Origin of the sequence: Halomonas sp. GT, assembly GCF_002082565.1 — a bacterium.
Classification (GTDB): domain Bacteria; phylum Pseudomonadota; class Gammaproteobacteria; order Pseudomonadales; family Halomonadaceae; genus Vreelandella.
Genome location: NZ_CP020562.1, coordinates 3497498 through 3514096, shown reverse-complemented (window position 1 = coordinate 3514096; position 16599 = coordinate 3497498). Strand labels below are relative to the sequence as shown.

Annotated in this window: 17 protein-coding genes; 6 read left to right on the top strand and 11 right to left on the bottom strand. The window is 54.2% G+C overall.

Annotated elements, in window-relative coordinates:
• Nucleotides 1-183: 183 nt before the first annotated feature.
• Nucleotides 184-1779 (top strand): solute:sodium symporter family transporter, encoded by a 1596-nt coding sequence (locus B6A39_RS15985; RefSeq protein WP_083007219.1) that lies wholly within the window; start codon nt 184-186, stop codon nt 1777-1779.
• A gap of 72 nt (nt 1780-1851) precedes the next feature.
• Here the strand turns inward: B6A39_RS15985 and B6A39_RS15980 are convergent, their stop codons facing one another.
• A complete protein-coding gene (locus B6A39_RS15980; protein ID WP_083007218.1) occupies nt 1852-2220 on the bottom strand; it encodes a DUF2306 domain-containing protein in 369 nt (122 codons plus the stop codon).
• 119 nt (nt 2221-2339) lie between these two features.
• Here B6A39_RS15980 and B6A39_RS15975 point away from each other — a divergent pair, with 119 nt between their 5' ends.
• Complete coding sequence (locus B6A39_RS15975; protein ID WP_083007216.1) at nt 2340-2909, top strand: PadR family transcriptional regulator; 570 nt, start codon at nt 2340-2342, stop codon at nt 2907-2909.
• Here B6A39_RS15975 and B6A39_RS15970 read toward each other — a convergent pair.
• The 5 genes from B6A39_RS15970 to B6A39_RS15950 are packed head-to-tail and all read right to left on the bottom strand — an operon-like array spanning nt 2875 to nt 8140.
• Nucleotides 2875-3321 (bottom strand): phosphatase domain-containing protein, encoded by a 447-nt coding sequence (locus B6A39_RS15970; RefSeq protein WP_083007215.1) that lies wholly within the window; start codon nt 3319-3321, stop codon nt 2875-2877. The two genes, B6A39_RS15975 and B6A39_RS15970, sit on opposite strands and share 35 nt — an antisense overlap.
• A gap of 10 nt (nt 3322-3331) precedes the next feature.
• Nucleotides 3332-4414 (bottom strand): MBL fold metallo-hydrolase, encoded by a 1083-nt coding sequence (locus B6A39_RS15965; protein ID WP_083007213.1) that lies wholly within the window; start codon nt 4412-4414, stop codon nt 3332-3334.
• A complete protein-coding gene (locus tag B6A39_RS15960) occupies nt 4411-5469 on the bottom strand; it encodes an ABC transporter ATP-binding protein (protein WP_083007211.1) in 1059 nt (352 codons plus the stop codon). The genes B6A39_RS15965 and B6A39_RS15960 overlap by 4 nt, the downstream gene beginning before the upstream one ends.
• Nucleotides 5457-7157, bottom strand: coding sequence for an ABC transporter permease (locus tag B6A39_RS15955; RefSeq protein ID WP_083007210.1), 1701 nt, complete (start codon nt 7155-7157; stop codon nt 5457-5459). The genes B6A39_RS15960 and B6A39_RS15955 overlap by 13 nt, the downstream gene beginning before the upstream one ends.
• Nucleotides 7158-7159: 2 nt before the next feature.
• Nucleotides 7160-8140 (bottom strand): ABC transporter substrate-binding protein, encoded by a 981-nt coding sequence (locus tag B6A39_RS15950; RefSeq protein ID WP_083007208.1) that lies wholly within the window; start codon nt 8138-8140, stop codon nt 7160-7162.
• Nucleotides 8141-8288: 148 nt separating this feature from the next.
• On the opposite strand from B6A39_RS15950, the gene B6A39_RS15945 reads away from it, so the two are divergent.
• The 3 genes from B6A39_RS15945 (at nt 8289) to mtnK (ending at nt 11820) form a co-directional block, all read left to right on the top strand.
• Nucleotides 8289-9041 (top strand): DeoR/GlpR family DNA-binding transcription regulator, encoded by a 753-nt coding sequence (locus B6A39_RS15945; protein ID WP_083007206.1) that lies wholly within the window; start codon nt 8289-8291, stop codon nt 9039-9041.
• Between the two features lie 225 nt (nt 9042-9266).
• A complete protein-coding gene (locus B6A39_RS15940; RefSeq protein WP_083007205.1) occupies nt 9267-10463 on the top strand; it encodes a diguanylate cyclase in 1197 nt (398 codons plus the stop codon).
• 91 nt (nt 10464-10554) lie between these two features.
• On the top strand, nt 10555-11820 hold the full coding sequence (mtnK, locus tag B6A39_RS15935) for an S-methyl-5-thioribose kinase (RefSeq protein ID WP_083007203.1): 1266 nt from the start codon (nt 10555-10557) through the stop codon (nt 11818-11820).
• 85 nt (nt 11821-11905) lie between these two features.
• Here the strand turns inward: mtnK and B6A39_RS15930 are convergent, their stop codons facing one another.
• From B6A39_RS15930 to mtnB, 3 genes are read right to left on the bottom strand one after another with little or no spacing between them, the layout of a single operon-like run.
• Nucleotides 11906-12454, bottom strand: coding sequence for a 1,2-dihydroxy-3-keto-5-methylthiopentene dioxygenase (locus B6A39_RS15930; RefSeq protein ID WP_038478518.1), 549 nt, complete (start codon nt 12452-12454; stop codon nt 11906-11908).
• A gap of 11 nt (nt 12455-12465) precedes the next feature.
• Entirely contained in the window at nt 12466-13152 is a 687-nt protein-coding gene (gene mtnC, locus B6A39_RS15925) for an acireductone synthase (RefSeq protein ID WP_083007202.1), read from the bottom strand.
• Nucleotides 13149-13739 carry a methylthioribulose 1-phosphate dehydratase gene (mtnB, locus tag B6A39_RS15920; RefSeq protein ID WP_083007200.1) on the bottom strand — a complete coding sequence of 197 codons (591 nt, stop codon included), beginning with the start codon at nt 13737-13739 and terminating at the stop codon, nt 13149-13151. Before mtnB ends, mtnC begins: the two co-directional genes overlap by 4 nt.
• A gap of 111 nt (nt 13740-13850) precedes the next feature.
• Here mtnB and mtnA point away from each other — a divergent pair, with 111 nt between their 5' ends.
• Nucleotides 13851-14891, top strand: coding sequence for an S-methyl-5-thioribose-1-phosphate isomerase (mtnA, locus tag B6A39_RS15915; RefSeq protein WP_083007199.1), 1041 nt, complete (start codon nt 13851-13853; stop codon nt 14889-14891).
• Here mtnA and B6A39_RS15910 read toward each other — a convergent pair.
• Together B6A39_RS15910 and B6A39_RS15905 are read right to left on the bottom strand one after the other, a co-directional pair.
• Entirely contained in the window at nt 14871-15713 is an 843-nt protein-coding gene (locus tag B6A39_RS15910; protein ID WP_083007197.1) for a carbohydrate ABC transporter permease, read from the bottom strand. The genes mtnA and B6A39_RS15910 overlap by 21 nt on opposite strands.
• Entirely contained in the window at nt 15710-16594 is an 885-nt protein-coding gene (locus tag B6A39_RS15905) for a carbohydrate ABC transporter permease (protein ID WP_083007196.1), read from the bottom strand. The genes B6A39_RS15910 and B6A39_RS15905 overlap by 4 nt, the downstream gene beginning before the upstream one ends.
• Nucleotides 16595-16599: the final 5 nt, after the last annotated feature.

Genomic DNA, 16599 nt, shown 5'->3' with positions numbered 1-16599 from the left:
CTTCATTAACGCCTTGTAAAAAAGCCACATGAGTAGTAAAAAACCTTCTCATTTATTCTTTGTTGCTACTAAAGAATAATAGTTGAATCGATTCATCTCCTTAGAATGCCCGCGCATATTGGTAATTTTACCTACATTCACTGCGTCGCCTGCCGATAAGCGACTACTCCCAAGGACCTTCCCATGCATGCCCTAACGCTGGCATCGTTTATCTTTTTTACAGGCCTGGTGGCCTTTGTTACGTGGCGCATCACGCGCAAAGATGATCACCGAAGCACGAGTGGCTATTTTTTGGCCGGAAGGACACTAACCTTTCCACTCATTGCCGCCTCAATGCTGATGACCAATCTCTCAACCGAGCAGATGGTTGGGCTAAACGGTTCTGCATTTACCGATGGTTTGAGTGTTATGGCCTGGGAAGTGATTGCGGTAATTGCTCTGGTAGCACTAGCCCTGTTTTTCCTACCGCGCTTTCTTAAAAGTGGGATCGCAACCCTTCCACAGCTGTTAGCAATCCGTTTTGATAACGGTACTCAGCTGATTGCCAACGTAATTTTTTTGATTGCTTACGCCGTCGTGCTGTTGCCTATCATTCTCTATTCAGGGGCTATTGGTTTACAGGGCATGCTTGATCTTCAAGGGCTTACTGGCATTGAGTCGAGTGCAGTGCTGCTGTGGGCCACTGTCTGGACGGTTGGTATCATTGGCGCCGTCTATGCGCTGTTTGGTGGCCTGCGTACGGTGGCGGTCTCAGATACATTGAATGGCGTCGGTCTATTGATCGGCGGCTTTGTCATCGTTTATTTCGGCCTTCAGGCAGTGAGCAATGGCAGCGGCATTATGGAAGGCTGGAGCATTCTTAAAGAGAGTGACCCGAGTAAATTTAACTCGGTAGGTGGCCCTGACCAGCAAGTACCATTCTCGACTATTTTTACCGGCGTCCTGTTACTACACCTGTTTTACTGGACAACGAATCAGCAAATTATTCAACGTACGTTTGCGGCTAAAAACCTTGCAGAAGGTCAGAAAGGCGTGTTGCTGACCGGTTTCTTTAAACTGTTAGGTCCGCTCTATCTGGTGCTGCCGGGGATCATTGCTTACCATCTTTACGCCGACCAAGGCATTCGCGCGGACGAAGCGTATGGTCACTTGGTATTTAACGTGCTGCCGCCGTACCTAACAGGTTTTTTTGCTGCGGTGATGGTTGGGGCGATTCTCTCCTCGTTTAACTCGGCGCTAAACAGCACCACCACGATTTTCAGTTTGGGCATTTATAAAGGTGTGCTTAAAAAAGATGCCACTGAAGAAGAGGTCGTGAAATCAGGCAAGGTGTTTGGCTGGATCATGGCCGTAACGACCATGATTATTGCGCCACTGTTGGCAGGCCAGGATAGTCTATTTGGCTATCTGCAGAAGATGAACGCGATTTACTTTATCCCTATTTTAGCGGTTGTTCTGGTGGGGCTTCTAACGAAACGCGTGCCTCCCATGGCGGCTAAAATAGCGTTGGTAGGGGGGTGTTTGCTGATCGCAGCAGGCTACTTTGTTCCGCCGTTTAACAAGCTGCCGATGGTAATGCATGAGTTCCACTTTGTCGCCGCTGTGTTCGTGCTGTTGGTTGCCGTGATGCTGATCATTGGTAAGTTGCATCCCCGCGCCACCGCCTGGGTGCAAGAAGATTCGGGCGATGTCGATCTCACTCCTTGGAAGGGCGCTGTGCCAACCGGCATTGTACTTGTGGTGCTGGTAGTGATTATGTACGCCTCGTTTGCAGGCTGACCACGGCTAACACAACGCAGATATTGCCACTGACGCCCCGCTTAGCGGGGCGTCAGAGTTTACAGCGCATTTTCACCACAATCCTAGCTGCGTTGAAACCCAACGACCAGGTAGCAATGTTCCTACAAATGCCACCACGAGACCTATGTAAGCCCCGCGAATCCATTCACGGTGGTGGGTAATTTCCTGCCGACGTGCGGTGCGAATCGCTTGGAATACTGCCCACAGTATCCATACCGATAGCAAGTGAATAGGGCCTAGTTGACCAAATACGGGCAGAACGCCTCCTCCTAGCCAAAAGGAGCTGATGGCTGAACTTACCATGGCTAGAACCCAAACACGGCCAGCGTATTTATGTTGGCGGGTTCCTTTGGCTAGCAACAGTATGCCTGCGCCTAACGCGAGAGCGAGAAACGAAGAGGTGATGTGTAGGGTAAGCATGCCAAATCTCTTTCTTATAGGTTGTGGATAGCGGCTTATATGCAACTAGATGCATAGGTATAGTTTAGTGAAAAGGTCATTTATTATGCAACTGTGTGCATATGAAAGGAGAGGGCGATATGTCACTTCGGGGAGTGTTGCTGGTAACACTTAGGCGTGAGCCGGGCAGTGGTTATGACGTGCTCCAGCGTTTCAAGGCAGGCATGGCCCATGTATGGCATGCCAGCCATCAGCAGGTCTACAGAGAGCTAGACAAAATGCGGAACGCTGATTTAGTGAGATGCGAGTCAATCGCGCAGCAAGATCGGCCTGATAAAAAGATCTACTCGATTACCCAGCTGGGTATTAATGAGCTTCATGCTTGGCTGTCGGAGCCGCTCGATCACGCACCTGTCCGTTCACCTCTTTTTGCGAAATTTTTTGCGTGGGAAGTATGGCCGGAAGAAGCGCGTGAAAAAGAGTTTCAGACTTTAAAGCAGGAGCTTGAACAACGGCTAGCTATGTATAAGACCATTGAAACGATGTGGTTCTCAGCGCCAGAACAATTAACTGACGCTGAGCGTGCGCCGCTGTATACGTTGCAGCTAGGTCAGCGTTTGACTCACACTTGGCTTGTCTGGGTGGAAGAGCGTCTGAACACGCCTCACAAGTTAGTTAAAAATCTCCCGGCGCGCACTGTAGGCAAGTAAGTCCGAGCGCGCGCCATTGGGCAACTACCGCATCGCGGTCGTCTAGCACTAACCAGGGGATGAAACCGTCGCTACGCATTTGACTGAGTAGTGCGGCTTTTACCTCTTCATCATCCACATGGTCATCGCCTTGCGGGCGCAGATACATGGCATCGAAGGGAATGGCGTGTCTAGTGAGCCATGCTTGGGTATGTTCTCGGTGGCTGTCAGGTCGGCCGCTGCAGATAACGATCTGTTGGCCTTGGGCTTTCAGCAGCTTGACTAGCCGCGCCACTGGCTCAATGACTGGCGCTTCGGCCATATGGGCAAAAAAAGGATCCCACTGTTTGGCGGGGCCAAGTACCCATTCGTGTACATCGGTGGGGTGGAATTCGGCAAGCGTGCCGTCAACATCAACAATCACTGCGGACATCGTTAATTTCCTAAAAAGTTAAATGGGCGGTGGGGCGCGTGGCCTGATGCGGAAGAGCCTCTAGGGTGCGGTGGGTACACAGTCGCTGCCCCAGGCGTTGATGCCATTCGCTTAAGCAGTGTCCAGTGAGCGGAGTAAATAACGGGACTACCTGAGTGGCGCCTAGCTGGTCGGCAAGCGCTACTAGATGCGATGCACGCAGGTGTACGTTCCAGCGCTGCCAACGCACCTCGCCTGCGGCAAGCTGGGCTTGACGTTCAGGCGTTAAATAACCGGTGTGTAGTAGCTGGTAATTGAGCCATCGGTCGGGCGTATCATTGCGATCACTGACCAACTGCAGCACTGGCTGCGAAGCATTATGCCGTTCTAGTAGTGCGTTAATCGCACTGTCGAGACCTGGGCGGCGTAAGTCGCTTGGCAGTGCTAGCAGTACGGCGAGGTTATCGCGAATAATCGGGTCAATGGCGAAAGGGAGCTGACGACGGTAGGCCTCTTCCGACAGCCAAAGGGCCATTTCCAGGGCGCGCCCCGTTTCAGGCACCGGTAATACTAACGGCTGGTCAAGCTGCAGACGAATAGCCTGCACACAGCTTTCCTGGGGTTGGTCGTAGTTGCCATAGGAAGCGTCCAGCAGCGCCGTGCGTGCAGGTGGCGGTGTATCGAATGGAAACAAGCGGGATTCAAAACAGGCATCGCCGCTGTAGAAAATGCCGCCATCCACGTCCAAGTGCAGCCAAACACCACCCAGCGAGTGTCCCGCTTGGCCGGTGGTCACCTTGAGACCTTCGATCATAAGGCTGCCGCGTGCTGGCAAAGGCTGCCAAGCGCGGTGTTTCGGCAATGCGTTAGCGACTAAGGGCGTGCAGTAGAGCGGGATGGTATCGGGCAGTTCAGCAACACCGCCGATATGGTCAATATGGTCGTGGCTAATCAGAATAGCGTCTACGTCCAAGTCACCTGCCCAGGTGATAGGTTCCCCAGGGTGCAGCGCACCCCCTGCATCCAGCAGCAGTCGTTTGCCGTTGGTTTCGACCAAGATAGCCGCAGGACCTTTATCACCCAACCCACTTAATAGATGAACATGGGCGCTCATTGGTCAGGCTCCAGGCACCAGCCTTCTAGTAGCCGCAAAGCGACTTGCTGACCCTCTTCAAGCGCGCAGTGATGGTAAGCCAGTAATGCTTCGCCGCTGGGCAGGCGCAGGTGTAACTCATAGCGTTCACCACGAAAGGTTAGCCGCTCGACGCGCCCGGTAAGGTCATGTTCATTGGGAGCTTGGGCGTCTACGCGAATATGCTCGGGGCGGACCAGGACGGGTTGACGTGCAGCTTGGGCGCGGGTGTTGTGTGCCGCAGCCAGCCCTTGCATCAGGGCACTTTCCGTTAGCCGCTGCCCCGGTGCGCCGTTGGCAATGGCCAACTGGCTACCTTGGCCGATAAAGCTGGCCACCCATTCGCTGCGCGGCTCGCGATAAAGCGTTTCGGGCGTTGCCCACTGTACTAGCTCACCGTCGCGCATTACGGCAATGCGGTCCGCCATCGCCATGGCTTCGCTTTGATCGTGAGTGACGTACACCATCGTCGCGCGGGTGCGGCGATGAAAATCCACGAAGCTGTGTTCCATGGAGGCACGCAGATTACGGTCTAGATTGGCCAGCGGTTCATCCAATAACACAACCGCAGGGTCAGTCACTAGGCAGCGGGCTAGCGCGACCCGTTGGCGCTGACCACCGCTAAGCTCCTGTGGCGAACGCTGTGCATAGGGTTCCAAGGCTACCTGTGCCAGCGCATGAGCAACTCGGCGTTGATACTCATTGCCCTGAATGCGGCGCAGTTTGAGTGGGTAGCCGACGTTGTCAGCCACGTTCATATGCGGCCAGAGCGCGTATGACTGAAACACCATCGCCATGTTGCGCTGTTCTGGTGGTACATGGTGATGGCGGCTGGCTAGCAGCGTATCGTTCAGGCGTATTTCGCCGCCAGTGACATTTTCGAACCCCGCCAACATGCGTAGCATGGTAGTTTTACCGCAGCCGCTGGGGCCCAGCAGTGCCACAAATTCCCCTGGCGCAATCTCTAGCGAGAGGTCATTGACCGCACGATGATCGCCAAACTGTTTGGTGACCTGTTGAATTGCTAGCCCTGCCATGGCACGACTCCTTTGGGTAAACGAGGGGCGAGCAGGCTGAGCGACAGCATCAGCGTGGCGACCATTAAGACCACCAGTACCGATACCGCAGATGCCAGCACGCTTTCACCGCCCTCATCAAGGTTAAAAATCAACACGCCCAACGTTTCGTTGCCGGCGCTCCAAAGCAGTGCCGATACTGTCAGCTCGTTCACCGCCAGCAGGAAGACCAACAGCCCCCCGGCAAATAGCGACGGTGCAATCAGCGGCAGTACGATCGTGGTTAGCCGTCGCCACGGGCCTGCCCCCGCCAGTTGTGCGGCTTCTTCCAAGGAGGGATCAAGCTGGGCTAGGCTGGCGCTAACGGGTTTGAGGCATACCACTAAAAAACGCGCTAGATAGGCCACAAAGATCAGCCCGAGCGTGCCGTAGAGCGCTACGTTGATCAGCGGCAGTGGGCGTACGAACAGCAAAATGCAGGCGATCGCCAGCACTACGCCGGGTAGTGCGTAGGGCAGTTCAATAGCGCTGAGCGTGAGCTGCTGGAGACGGGGCGGGAGTCGCTGCAGGCGATATGCTAGCGGCAGGCTGCACAGCATAAGCACCAGCGCGGCACCGCCTGCTAGCCATAGGCTATTACGTACAGCGCGCCAGGTGGCGCCTTGGCGGCCAATCACTTCGTGATAGGCGTTTAATGTCACGCTATCGAAGCTAAGGGGAACCCCCATGGCGGGCACCAATGAGCTGACCACCAGCGCCGCGAGTGGTGCGACGAGAATCACCAATAAAACGCCGACGAGTACGGTCGTCACCGCTGGCCGAAAGCGGCCCAGGGTAAAGTCATGAGAGCGACCGCTATGGCCGCCTAAGCCAAAGCGGCTACGATTCATCCAGTATTGCTGCAAGGCAACGCCTGCCAGTGCCAGCACACCAATCAATAACGATAGCGCTGCCATTTCTGTCAGCACGCCAGTACCAAAGCTAGCCATACGCTGGTAGATCAGCGTCGGTAACACGTAGTAGCCCGCTGGAATCCCCAGCATGGCAGGGATACCGAAGTTGCCCAGGCTAGAAATAAACGCCATCGCCGCCCCGGCAATTAAACCGTGCCGAGTGACTGGCAAAATAATCTGCCCCCAGACTTGGGTCTGGCGCGCGCCGCTGATACGGGCCGCTTCGATAAGCTCGCGGGGGAGTGAGATCAGTGAGGTGCGCAGTGCTAAAAAGACCAGCGGTGCGCTTTGGATCCCCAGCAACAGAGCAATGCCTTCCGCTGAGTATAGTGGCTGAGGGCTGCCCAGCGGCGGTGCCATACCAATGCTTTTCAGCAATGGGCTGGCGGGGCCGAACAGCTGTAGCCAGCTCAGCGCCGTCACCTGGGGGGGAATCATCATCGGCAACATAAAGCAGAACACGAGCCACGCTTTGCCACGGATATCGGTCAGCGTAATCACGAAGGCGAATAGGCTACCCAGCACCAGAGCAATCAACATGCCCAGACCCGAGGTATACACACTGTGCCACAGCGCTCGCCAAGTACTCGCTGCGTTAAGCACCTTCCATAGCGGTGATTCGCTGCCCTGGCCAAGGTCACTAAGTGCCTCAGCCAGTAGCCGCAGGCTAGGCGCTAGGCTTAATAGCACCACCGTGAGTGTGATTAGGCTGAGCAGCCAGCGGTGCTGGCTGCCAACGTTAAGCGACGGTGTCATGGTTAGCCGCCAAACAGATCGCTAAAGCGCTGTTTCAACGTCTCTTCCTGCTCCAGTGCTTGCTCAATATTGATTGGCATTAGCTGGATAGCATCACGAGCGGGAAAGCCTTCAGGCGGTGCAACCGCCGGGTGGGCAGGCAGGTAGCCTTGCTGGCTGACGAGTTCCTGGCCTTGTTGGGAAAGCACGAAATCGACAAATTTCTGCGCGGCGTCCGGGTTGTTGGCACCCTGCATGATAGCGACGGGCTCTGTGACCGCACTAACGCCCTCTTCGGGGAAGACAAACTCAACCGGTGAACCCTTGGCAGCCTCGCGAATCGGCAGGAAATCCACCACGATGCCGTAAGGCTTCGTGCCTGAGGCAACGGCATTGAACACGCCGCCATTCCCGCCCTGAGCTTCTGCACGATTAGCTTGCAGCGCCTCGTAGTAGCCTATCCCAAGGTCGGGGTTGTCGCTCAGCGCAGCCATATGAATCAGCGCTGCGCCGGAATAGAGCGGGCTTGGCATTGTGACCAGGCCTTCATAGTCAGGCCCCGTCAGATCTTGCCAACGCTGCGGCTGATGTTCGGCAGCGGTGTTATACACAATCCCGGTGGTGATCAGTTTAGTGCCGTAGAAGTAGCCTTCCGGATCGTATAGCGCCTCGTCATAAGCCTCCCGCTCTGGGCTGAGGTAAGGCTGCAAATGGCCCTCTTGCTTGAGTGAGGTCATGGTCATGCTGTCAGCAATTAATAGTACGTCGGGGTTGCTGACACCCGCAGAAAGCTCTGAGCGTAGGCGCGTCATCAGGCGAGTGGTGCCATCGCGTACCCACTCCACCTCAATGTCAGGATAGGCAGCCTGAAAGGCATCCACGGTTTGCTGGGCGTCGCTATTCGGTTGACTGGTATAGAGCACCAATTTGTCATCAGCCAGCAGTGACGACGATAGAGCAAAGCTTGCAAGCGTAACGGCAGTGCACAGTGAGCGCTTCAACATCGTAAAACCTCCAGTAGGTGAACACTGATCACACTACTGTCATCGCCTTACAACATCGTGACACTACGCTTTCGTTTGATGGCGGCAGGCTTTCGCCTGCTAAAAAAAGGCTTTCGTTCCTAAGGTGGTCGCCAACGTGAAGAAAATAATGGGCTTAAACGAGCGCCGCCGTGCCGTGTTGGCACAGGTGCGCCAGCAAGGTCGCCAGCCCCTGGAGTCGCTGGCTAGCCAGTTTGATGTGTCGATACAAACATTGCGCGGGGATGTTCGTGTCTTGGCTGAGCAAGGGTTGGTATTACGTCGCCATGGGGAAGTGTTGCCATTTCCTGACCAGGAAAATATTGGCTACGACCAGCGCCAAATCGTTAATCAAACGGGTAAGCGTCAGATTGCCCGCCAAGCCGCTTCACTGATCCAACATCATCAATCGCTATTTTTAGGCACGGGTACCACGGTAGAACAGCTGGCCGACGCCTTGCGCGATAAACAAGGTCTGCAAATTATGACCAATAATCTGCATGCGCTCATCAAATTGTGCACCATGGAGTGTGAGCTGGTGGTGGCAGGTGGGCGGGTTCGGCGCCGTGATCAAGATGTGATTGGCGGCGATGCCTGGCGCTTTTTTCAACGCTACCGTGTGGATGTCGGCATTGTCTCGGTGGGCGGTATGGACAGTGATGGCCATTTATATGACTACAATGATGACGAGGTCATGGCTCGCGAAGCGCTGCTATCCCATGCCGCATACCGTATCCTAGTGCTGGATAAAACCAAATTCGACTTGCCGCTACGCTGTGCCGCGGGCCAGCTTGCTGATTACCATGCGGTGATTACCGATAGTCCACTACCCGATAGACTGCGCAGCCCTTTGGCCGCCCAGGGGGTAAGGTTTTTAAGCTGAGGTTTTGAAGCTAACGACGATGCACCCTAAGCGTCTTTAACGGTAGAAGGCCAATAAATCATTACCTTTTGATATCAGTACTATAGAGATTTGTTTACAGCTGAAGGAAGTTTGCTATTAACTAAACGTTAGTGTGGCACACTGTTTAAGCGTGGAGGCGATAACCTCAATTTTTCATGGTGATGCAATCAAAAGAAAATCTCTCAAGCGGTAGAGGGGCAAGGGATGATTAATGATGCGCTGCTGACGGCCGTGGATGAAGAGCTTGAAAAAAGCCCTTGGCGATTGAAATTTACCGACGAGGTTGAGTCGCGCTTTGAAGCTGATACTCAGCAACATCGTAGCCGCAACATGGTGGTGGCAGGGCTGATCGCAGCCTCTATTTATAGCTTGTTTCTTATCAATGATTACAGCTTTCGGCCTGACTCTTTTGTGACGGCGGTGCAGTTAAGAATAGGCGTGATGCTGCCGATCGGCTTGACAATTTTGTGGTGGGTTTATCGTGGCGTTGCACCTGCCATACGTGAAACATTAATGGCGACGACAGTTGTTACTGCCATGCTGGTTTCATGTTTGATATTTGCAACCTCAACAGAGCCATACTCTTATTTAGATGTTTTCTCTTTTGGTCTTATTTTGGTAGTGGGAAATATTATTTACCCACTTCGTTTTAGCTATGCCTGCGTGTCATCCGGCATTGGTGTTTTGATTATGCTGGTATTTATTGTCGGCTATGAATCCATGCCACAAGAAGCAAAGCGATTGGCAATGTTTTCTATTGTTGCTAAAGCGTTGTTTACATTGTTTGCTAACTACCGACTTGAACGAAGTGAGAGAACTGCCTACCTACTTGTTTTAAAAGAAAAGATACGCTCAGGTTATTATTTAAAAGACAATCGGAAGTTATCTCGCTTGTCGGTTACTGACCCACTAACCAACATTGCCAACCGGCGTCAGTTCGATACGATCCTGCCGCTCAGGTGGCAGGAGGCTATTGATAAGCATAATTTTTTAGGTCTGATGGTAATTGATATCGATTTCTTTAAAGCCTACAACGATTATTATGGACACCTCCAAGGTGATCAGTGCCTTCGCCAAGTGGCGACCACCATACAAGCCAATAGCCGTGATACCGATTTGGTCGTGCGCTTTGGGGGCGAGGAGTTTGTCGTGTTGATGCCTAATGCAACGCTACAAGCAGTTAGGCAAGCGGCGGAGCGCATCCGGTATAGCATTGAAGCATTATATATCCCTAATGAAGGTTGCTCTGAGCAGCGTCTTGTTACTGTCAGCGTAGGGGCGGCACTGTTACGCCCGACAGAGCGTTTCACGGCAGATGATTTTTTGGCTCATGCTGATGCAGCGCTGTATGAAGCTAAGCGGCGAGGTCGTAACTGTGTTTGGATGCAGAGTGTCGAGTGACTAATAACGTCGTTAATACGGCTAAGACGTCTCCCATTTGACAACCCTGCTGGGGTATGACAAACAAGCATCATTTTTCGCGAGGAATCAAATGGTGGCGTACGAGCAGCCCTATCAGGCATTGGATGTTGGCACCCTAGCGCAGCGGCTAGGTGATGTAGAAGAAGTGGCAAGCCGGGTGGGCGGCAACCCCGGGCAGTGGCAGATCCGCGAAGTAGGGGATGGTAATCTCAACCTGGTATTCATCGTATCGGGAAGTGTAGGCAGCGTGGTGGTAAAGCAAGCGCTTCCCTATGTGCGTATGGTAGGCGAGAGCTGGCCGCTGCCCCTCTACCGTGCTCACTTTGAATACTATGCCTTAGTCCGCCAGGCCCAACGTGCGCCGGGTGTCGCCCCAGAAGTGTTTTATTTCGACAAGCCCCAAGCGCTGATCGTTATGGAGTACCTCTACCCGCACACGATTCTGCGCCGCAAGCTGATTAGTGGCGAGCGGGTTGCTCAGCTTGGCGAAACTATCGGTGAATTCTGTGCGCGCATGGCGTTTCGTGGCTCGGAGCTCTCCTTAAACAGCCCTGAGAAAAAAGCCGACGTGGGGCTGTTTTCAGGCAACGTGGCGATTCCTGCGATTACCGAATCACTGGTGTTTACCGATCCTTATTATGGCGCCGAAATGAACCGTCATACGCCGGAGCTTTCGCCGGTAGTAGATGAGCTGCGCCGTAATACACGCTTAAAAGCTAAAGTGCAGCGGTTGTTGATGAAGTTCACTGCGAATACTGAAACCATGCTGCATGGTGATTTGCACTCCGGGTCAATTATGGCCACCGCGTCAGATGTGCGGGTGATTGATCCAGAATTTTCCCAGTATGGCCCAATGGCCTTTGATCTAGGCATGGCCGTTGCCAACTTCCTGATGGCCTACTTCAGCCAGCCTGCCCACCGCCAAGCCGATGAGCTTGATACCTACCAAGCGTGGATTCTTGACGTGGTTGAAGCGTGCTTTACCCGCTTTGACGCGGAGTTCCGCCACCTTTGGCAAACTGAGCGCACCGGCATTCTGTTTCCGAAGGCGCTGTTTGAAGCCCAGGGCAATAGTGCCGATGATGCCTGTGATGCTTTACTGGAAGAGATCCGTCTGGATGCGCTGGCCTACTGCGGGATTGAAATGCACCGTCGCGTTTTATCGCTGGCCCATAACGCTGACTTTGAAGAGATCGAAGACACCGCGCTACGCGCTAAGCTTGAAGCACGCAATGTGCTGATGGGCCAAGCGTTAATTATGGAGCCGGAAGCCTACTGTGATCTTGCCGCGCTGGCAGAGCTTGCCAAGACGTATAACCAGCAAGAGGTGTTATAAACGCTTACCCCTCTCGGTATAACGGACTTCGCGATAATGGCACCGTGGCTGTTTTGGCCACGGTGCCAACCTCAGAACGCTGGCGCTACAGCTGATCCAGGCGATCAAACTTCCCGGCGATATCGCTTTCTGTCCAGTGAGGCACCCAGCCTTCTACGTTATCGAAGAAGCGCAGTGCAGTGAACTCTGGCGCTGGGCCCATATCAAACCAATGGGGCGTGTTAGCGGGTACGCTGATCAGGTCATTGCGGGTACACAGTACCTGATACACCTTGTCTTCAATATGCAGGCAGAAAAGCCCCTGGCCTTTAACGAAGAAGCGCACTTCATCTTCGTGATGGCGGTGCTCGTTTAAGAACTTTTGGCGCATGGCGTCTTTGTCTGGGTGCGTGGGCACCATGTGCAGCACATCAACGGTTTGGTAGCCGCCCATGGCTTTCACCCGGTCGATATCGTCTTGGTAGAGCGCCAAAATGTCTTCCTGGGTGGCATCGTCGGCGATCTCGCCCGGCGTTGCCCAGCGTTCAAACAGCACACCCACCTTGTTCAGCTCAGCAGTTATCTGCTCGCCGTCAGTGATGTCCAGCAGGGCATCGTTAGGGTTCTGATCAGCAAATACTTTCAGTTGCGACATTCTAGGCTCTCCTAAAGCGCAATTTCATCAAAGCGGGAAACGCACGCGTGGGTTTTGCCCGCCTGGGTGCCTTCGCGAACTAACTGCAGGGTTTGCATGCCCGCCTGCTTGGCGGCGTCCAACTCTTCGACCACGTCCGACAAGAACAGCACCGCTTCCGGCGGTAGGTCAAGCTCAGCGATAATTCGCTGGTAGGCCGTGGCTTCGCGCTTATGGCCAATATGGGTGTCGAAGTAGCCGCTAAACAGGGGGGTTAAGTCGCCTTCATCGCTGTAGCCAAACAACAGCTTCTGCGCCTGCACGGAACCTGACGAATACACGTACAGCGCTTTGCCTACCTGCTGCCACTGGCGCAGCGCCGGGGCGACGTCGCTATACAGGTGGCCTTTAAAATCGCCACGCTGATAGCCATCTGCCCACACCATGCCTTGCAGTGCTTTCAGCGGCGTGACTTTTTGGTCAGTCTCGATCCAGTGCTGTAACTGGGCAATGACCGCGTCAAGCGTGGCATCAGGGTCTCCCATTTCACTGCGCACGGCGCTAATTTTCTCGGCAACCGCAGGTGTGTCTGCATTCGCGCGTAGAAAGTCGGGCAACTTGGCCTGGGCGTAGGGGAACAGCACCTTATGGACAAAGTTAATATCCGTGGTGGTGCCTTCAATATCGGTTACAACGGCGCGAACAGCTGGGTTACTCATTTAGACCACCGGCTCTCTTCAAGTACACAGGACAGTAAAAATTCAATGGCTTCCAAGTGCCGACGGCAACTAGCGATGCTATCGCCCACAGCATAAATACCGTGCCCCGCCACCAAAAAGCCCCAGGGCATCGGCCAGCTGCTGCGTACATGCTCCGCTAGCTCGTCCATATCTTGGGAATTTGGTACCACGGGGAGGCGAATAGTCGCATCATGAGTCACGTTACCCTGCAGGGCTTTTTGCATCTCGTAACCATTTAGCTCAATACCGTTTGGAAAGCGCCGCGACAGCACGGTGCTGGCTAGGGTATGGGTATGCAGCACGCAGTTAATCGATGCGTCTAAGCGATAGAGCGCAGCGTGAAGATCACTTTCCGCGCTCGGCTTCCCATCGCCTGAGAGTACCTTGCCATCCAGGTCGCACAGCAGCAGGTCATCGGCCTGAATACGGGTTTTATCCCGGCCAGAAGCGGTGACCAAATACCCCGCTTCGGTACGGGCGGAAAAGTTTCCGCCGGTGGCGGGTGTCCAGCCTTGCTGCGCCGCCCATGAAATGGCGGCCAGCAGTTCAGTTTGTAGCGTCATCATAGGATCTGCGTCGCCTCTTCTAGTGGCAGCTATTCTATATGATAAGCTTCGCGCCTGATAAGCCGCGCCGTTGTCCTGTTAGTCAAGTTCAAGTGCTCAAGGAGTCCATCAATGCCACACTTACAGTCACGCAGTTTACGGGTTTATGCCGACTACCTTGAGTATTTGGATCAAACCCAACTGCCCCAGGCAGAGCAGTGGGTGCGCTGTGACTCGCCAGACGAGTGGCAGCATGCGGTGAAAAACCTAGCGATTCGCGGAGCGCCGCTGATTGGCTTGAGCGCTGCCTTTGTGCTGGCGCAGACTGCCGCGCGCCATCCAGAAGGCAATTGGCAATCCGTTAGCGATCGCTTACGTGCCACGCGACCCACCGCAGTGAACCTGATGTATTGCCTGGATGCCATGGAAGCCTGCTTCGAGCAAGGGGCTGCTGTCCTGGCTGAGCGCGCCGCTGAATTGTTTGCAGAAGACCGTGCGCTTTGCCAACGCATGGCCGAGCGGGGAGCCGACCTGCTGCAATCGGGTGACCGTGTTCTGACCCACTGCAACACTGGGGCGCTTGCTACCGCAGGCGTTGGCACCGCCATTGGCGCGTTGGCAATCGCCAAACAACGCGGTGTGGCGCTGCATGTGTATGTAGATGAAACCCGCCCGTTGCTGCAAGGCGGCCGTTTAACCGCCTGGGAAATGGCCGATTTAGGCATTCCCTATCAATTGATTGCTGACAGCATGGCCGCGAGCTTAATGGCCGCTGGGAACGTCGATAAAGTCATAGTCGGTGCCGACCGCATTTGTGCCAACGGCGATTTCGCCAACAAGGTAGGCACTTACATGCTCGCCGTTGCCGCCCACTACCATAATGTGCCGTTTTACGTGGTCGCCCCCTACACCACGGTCGACCCCGCCTGCGCATCCGGCAGTGATATTCCAATTGAACAGCGCGACGCGGCAGAAATTCGCGGAGCCTCAGGTGCCTTTGGTGATGTCGTTTGGGCTCCCGAAAATGCCCCCGTGTGGAACCCTGCCTTTGACGTGACACCCGCCAAGCTGGTTACTGCCTGGGTGCTAGACACTGGCACCTTCGATGCCGCTGCGATAGCGCGTGGCGAACACTGCCAGGGGCGTGCAGAATTAGCGAATTCCCGCTCTTAAAAACGACTGCACGAACTGGCGTTGGAAGAGCAGGAAGGCGATTAGCAGCGGGGCGATGCTTAAGAGCGTGGCGGCGCTGACGGTCGCCCAGTTAACGCCGGTTTCTGGCGCGGAAAATACCCCTAACCCTACCGTTAGCGGGCGGCTCTCTACCGAATTGGTCACCACTAATGGCCAGATGAAGTTGTTCCAGTGGTGACTAATCGAGACCAGCCCATAAGCAAGGTAGGTGGGCTTGGCGAGCGGTACGTACACCTTCCACAAAATTTCCAGCCAGTTGCAGCCTTCAATGCGGGCGGCGTCTTCCAGCTCCCTTGGAATGGTTTTAAACGTTTGCCGTAGCAGAAAAATACCCAGGGCGCTGGCCACGTAAGGTAAGCCAATCCCGGTGATGGTGTTGATCAGCCCCAGCTCACTGGCGATGCGGTAGTTCTCGACAATTAACACTTCGGGAAACACAAAGAGTTGAATCAGCACCAGCATAAATAAAACGTTCTTGCCGGGAATCGGAAAGCGCGCAAAGGCAAACGCCGCCAGGGTGCAGACCACAAATTGACCTATCACCACTCCTGTCACCAGCGCAAAGGTGTTCAAGTAGTAGCGGGCAAAGGGCGCTTGAGACCAGGCGTTAGTGAAGTTCTCTAACGTCAGCGGGGCGAAGAGCTCAAAGTTCACCATAAACTCGCTGGGGTGGAAGGCAGCCCAAAAAGCATACAGCAGCGGAAAAATCCAAATAATCGCCAGTAGCCACGCGGCCACTGTTTCCAGCGCTGGAGTTGAGAAGAAGCGGGAGCGGGGCGCATAGGAAGTGGTCGTATTCATTGATAGTGCGTCCTGCGATCTAAAATCGTGAACTTAAGCGTGGCCACTACCGCGAGCACCAGCAGAATCACCACCGTAATGGTAGCTGCTGTGGTGCGGTCAAAGAACGAGAAGGCATTCTCGTAGACGTAGTAGAGTAGCAAGTTGGTGGCGTTGTTGGGCCCACCCTTGGTCAAGATAAATAGGTGATCCACGACCCGCACTGAGTTAATCAGCGCATTGATGAGCACAAACAGTGTGGTGGGCATGAGTAGCGGAAAGGTGACCCGCCAAAAGAAGCTCCAGCGGCTAGTGCCTTCTAAGTCAGCTGCCTCTTTTAATTCGGGGGGCATACTCTGTAGCGCCGCTAAGTAGAAGATCATAAAAAAGCCAGCTTCTTTCCACACCGACATCACGATCACCGAGCTTAAAGCAATGCTTGGATCACCCAGCCAGTTCACTCCAGAAAAGCCCAACATGCCGAGCAGTTTATTGAATAAGCCAATCTGCGGCGCGTAGAAAAACATCCAGATATTGGCCGCGGCGATCATGGGAAGAATCGTCGGCGTAAAGTAGGCCATGCGCAAAAAGCCTCGCCCGCGAAGCTTTCTATTGACGAATAGCGCCATACCCAAAGCCAGCGCGATAGACGTAGGAATCGTACCAACGGCGTAGATTAAGTTGTTACGCGCTACTTTCCAAAACGTTGGGTCATCGAACAACACCTGATAATTTTCAAGACCTACGAATTCAGTGGGTGCACCGCGAAATCCGGGTAAAAACAGGCTGTTAATGACCGTTGTTACGGTCGGTAAATAAGCAAAAGTTGTTAGCAGTACTGCAGCGGGCAGCAGCAGAAGTGCGCCATAGAGCTGCATTTTGCGGTGATTGGTGAATGACATAGTGA

Bases quoted from the DNA above. Each gene is read 5' to 3' on its own strand.
- B6A39_RS15985 (WP_083007219.1), top strand. From the start codon at position 184: ATGCATGCCCTAACGCTGGCATCGTTTATCTTTTTTACAGGCCTGGTG.
- B6A39_RS15980 (WP_083007218.1), bottom strand. From the start codon at position 2,220: ATGCTTACCCTACACATCACCTCTTCGTTTCTCGCTCTCGCGTTAGGC.
- B6A39_RS15975 (WP_083007216.1), top strand. From the start codon at position 2,340: ATGTCACTTCGGGGAGTGTTGCTGGTAACACTTAGGCGTGAGCCGGGC.
- B6A39_RS15970 (WP_083007215.1), bottom strand. From the start codon at position 3,321: ATGTCCGCAGTGATTGTTGATGTTGACGGCACGCTTGCCGAATTCCAC.
- B6A39_RS15965 (WP_083007213.1), bottom strand. From the start codon at position 4,414: ATGAGCGCCCATGTTCATCTATTAAGTGGGTTGGGTGATAAAGGTCCT.
- B6A39_RS15960 (WP_083007211.1), bottom strand. From the start codon at position 5,469: ATGGCAGGGCTAGCAATTCAACAGGTCACCAAACAGTTTGGCGATCAT.
- B6A39_RS15955 (WP_083007210.1), bottom strand. From the start codon at position 7,157: ATGACACCGTCGCTTAACGTTGGCAGCCAGCACCGCTGGCTGCTCAGC.
- B6A39_RS15950 (WP_083007208.1), bottom strand. From the start codon at position 8,140: ATGTTGAAGCGCTCACTGTGCACTGCCGTTACGCTTGCAAGCTTTGCT.
- B6A39_RS15945 (WP_083007206.1), top strand. From the start codon at position 8,289: ATGGGCTTAAACGAGCGCCGCCGTGCCGTGTTGGCACAGGTGCGCCAG.
- B6A39_RS15940 (WP_083007205.1), top strand. From the start codon at position 9,267: ATGATTAATGATGCGCTGCTGACGGCCGTGGATGAAGAGCTTGAAAAA.
- mtnK (WP_083007203.1), top strand. From the start codon at position 10,555: ATGGTGGCGTACGAGCAGCCCTATCAGGCATTGGATGTTGGCACCCTA.
- B6A39_RS15930 (WP_038478518.1), bottom strand. From the start codon at position 12,454: ATGTCGCAACTGAAAGTATTTGCTGATCAGAACCCTAACGATGCCCTG.
- mtnC (WP_083007202.1), bottom strand. From the start codon at position 13,152: ATGAGTAACCCAGCTGTTCGCGCCGTTGTAACCGATATTGAAGGCACC.
- mtnB (WP_083007200.1), bottom strand. From the start codon at position 13,739: ATGATGACGCTACAAACTGAACTGCTGGCCGCCATTTCATGGGCGGCG.
- mtnA (WP_083007199.1), top strand. From the start codon at position 13,851: ATGCCACACTTACAGTCACGCAGTTTACGGGTTTATGCCGACTACCTT.
- B6A39_RS15910 (WP_083007197.1), bottom strand. From the start codon at position 15,713: ATGAATACGACCACTTCCTATGCGCCCCGCTCCCGCTTCTTCTCAACT.
- B6A39_RS15905 (WP_083007196.1), bottom strand. From the start codon at position 16,594: ATGTCATTCACCAATCACCGCAAAATGCAGCTCTATGGCGCACTTCTG.